Here is a 2546-nt window from a genome sequence, read left to right on the forward strand (position 1 = left end):
GGTCGCCTTCTTGGTGGCGGTCGCCTTCTTCGCCGGGGCCTGCTTCGACGCGGTCGCCTTCCTGGTGGCGCTCGACGTCTCGGGACCAGCCTTCGCAGCCGTGGCCTTCGAGGCGGTCGCCTGCTTCGTGGCCGTGGCCTTCGAGGTGGTCGTCTGCTTCGTGGCCCCCTTCGTGGACGTGGCCTTCGTGGCGGCCTTCGTCGTGCGGGCCCCGCTGCCGGCGCTCGCCGCGCTCACGACGGGGGCGGCCGTGCGCGGCCTCGCCCCGCTCCCGGGCGTCGCCATGGGGCCTCCAGGTGCACCGCGACGGTGCGGTCGGCGTCCCCGTCGGTCCCGGGCACGGTGGCCGAAGGATAGGGCGGGCGGGGGCCGCGGTCGATCCCGACGCGCCGCAGGGCCACCGGCACCAGCCGATGGCCCTGCGGGACGTGCGACGTGCGGGGTGCTGCGGGCTAGCTGCCGAACGGGAAGCGCGGCGTCTCGGAGACGCTGCCGCGACCCTGCTCGCCGTCGCCCTGGCCGTAGCCCGAGCGCTCGGGCAGCTGGCGCGCACCGGCGGACGACCCCTGTCCGCCGGCGGACGACCCGCCCTCGCGCGGCGACTCGACGGTCGCCTCGCTGTCGAGCTCGCGCAGCTGGGTCTCGAGGTAGGCCTTGAGCCGGCTGCGGTACTCGCGCTCGAAGTTGCGCAGCTGCTCGACGACGCGCTCCAGCTGGCTGCGCTGCTGCTCGAGGTCGCCCAGCGTCTGCCGCTGCTTGGCCTCGGCCTCGCGGACCAGGCGCGCCGCGTGCTCCTGCGCCTCGCCGACGATCTTGTTGCGCTCGGCCTTGCCGGCCTCGACGTGCTCGTCGTGCAGCTTCTGCGCCAGCGCCAGCATGCCCGCGGCGCTCTCGACGCCGCTGCTGGCCGCCGGGGCGACCGGGGCCGGCGCGGGGGCCGGAGCGGGCGCGGGGGCCGGAGCGGGCGGCGGGGTGGGCTCGGGCGCCGGAGCGGGCTCGGGCGCGGCCACCGGCTGCGCCTTCGTCAGCTGCGCGGACCCGCCGCGGCTGAGCTCGGCCACGCGGCCCTCGCAGGCGCTGAGCTTGCTGCGCAGCTCCTCGTTCTCGCTGTTGAGGCGACGCAGCTCGGCCACGACCTCGTCGAGGAACTCGTCGACCTCTTCCTCGTCGTAGCCCTGACGGAACTTCGTCGGGCTGAACCGCTTGTTGACGACTTCTTCGGGGTTCAACGGCATCTGGTCACCTCTGAGCTCGGGGTCGCCGGACACGGTAGCGAACGCGCAGGTGGGGCGGCACGTCCGGCCCCGTGCGGGGCAGGTCGAACGGTCGGTCGGAAGGGTCGGACGTCGAGCCGACGCCTCGGGGCGTCAGCCTGCCCTACGCCAGCACCTGGCGCAGCAGCACGACGACGAGGAACAGGATGAAGAACGCGAGGTCGAGCTGGATCTGGCCGATCCGCAGCGGCGGGACCACCTTGCGGATGGCGCGCAGCGGCGGGTCGGTGACCGAGTACACGACCTCGGCCACCACGAGCAGCGGGCCGCGCGGGCGCCACTCGCGGGCCAGCATCTGCACCCAGTCGAGCACCAGGCGCCCGATCAGCAGCAGGAAGAAGATCAGGACGATCCACGACAGGATCGCCCGGACGACCTCCACGACTCAGCTCTGGTTGAACAGGCCGCTCGGCGCCACCGGCTGCTTGTCCTCGGTGAGCACCTCCACGTGCGCCGGCGACAGCAGGAAGACCTTGCTGGTGACCCGCTCGATCGCGCCGTGCAGGCCGAACACGAGGCCGGCGGCGAAGTCGACGAGGCGCTTGGCGTCGGCGTCGTCCATGTCGGAGAGGTTCATGATGACCGGCACGCCCTGGCGGAACGCCTCGCCGATCGTCTTGGCCTCGTTGTAGGTGCGCGGGTGGATCGTGGTGATGCGGCGCAGCTCGCCGTCGTCGGGCTGGTGCAGCCGGGTGACGGTGCGGTGCGGCAGCTGCGTCACCTGGGCTCCCTCGTTGCGGGCGTGGTCACGACGCTCGTCGCGCGCGTCGACGCTGGTCGCACCGTGGTGCTCGCGCCGGTCGTGCTCGGGCTGGTCGTACTCGTCGTAGGCGTCGTAGGACGACTCGTCGTAGCGGTCGTCCTCCTCGGCGAGGCCGAGGTAGACCATCGTCTTCCGCAGCGCTCCGGCCACTGTGACTCCCTGGTGTCGCGTCGTGTCGTGCGGTCGGGCGAGTCGTCGGCGCGGACCGTCCCGGGTGACGGACGTTACCCGAGGGGCGGGCGTGATCCGAGGACCGCGGTGCCGACACGCAGGTGTGTCGCACCGGCGGCGACGGCCTCCTCGAGGTCGCCGCTCATGCCGGCCGACAGCCAGGTGGCGCCCGGGTGGTCGCGGCGCAGCGCGGCCGCCAGGTCGGCCAGCCGGGCGAACGCCGGGGCGGCCGGCTCGTCGCGCGGTGCCACCGCCATCAGCCCGCGCAGGTGCAGCCGAGGCGCCTCGGCGACGCGCTCGGCGTCCGGCAGCAGGTCGGCCGGGTCGAAGCCGCCGCG

At 74.0% G+C, this 2546-nt stretch carries 4 protein-coding genes and 1 pseudogene; all 5 read right to left on the bottom strand.

The features are described 5' to 3' along the window. Positions 1-237: pseudogene (locus ACYVI6_RS15025) on the bottom strand (HU family DNA-binding protein); the annotation flags it as partial. 215 nt (positions 238-452) lie between these two features. Then, positions 453-1235, bottom strand: a complete 783-nt coding sequence (locus tag ACYVI6_RS15030; RefSeq protein ID WP_460447146.1) for a DivIVA domain-containing protein — start codon at positions 1233-1235, stop codon at positions 453-455. Between the two features lie 142 nt (positions 1236-1377). After that, on the bottom strand, positions 1378-1656 hold the full coding sequence (locus ACYVI6_RS15035; RefSeq protein ID WP_460447147.1) for a YggT family protein: 279 nt from the start codon (positions 1654-1656) through the stop codon (positions 1378-1380). Positions 1657-1659: 3 nt separating this feature from the next. Next, positions 1660-2187, bottom strand: a complete 528-nt coding sequence (locus tag ACYVI6_RS15040; RefSeq protein WP_460447148.1) for a cell division protein SepF — start codon at positions 2185-2187, stop codon at positions 1660-1662. Between the two features lie 74 nt (positions 2188-2261). Beyond that, positions 2262-2546 (bottom strand): alanine racemase (locus ACYVI6_RS15045; RefSeq protein ID WP_460447149.1); only part of this gene is annotated, 285 nt, incomplete at its 5' end.

The sequence above is a fragment of the Angustibacter aerolatus genome (genome assembly GCF_054776675.1).

Bases quoted from the DNA above. Each gene is read 5' to 3' on its own strand.
- ACYVI6_RS15030 (WP_460447146.1), bottom strand. From the start codon at position 1,235: ATGCCGTTGAACCCCGAAGAAGTCGTCAACAAGCGGTTCAGCCCGACG.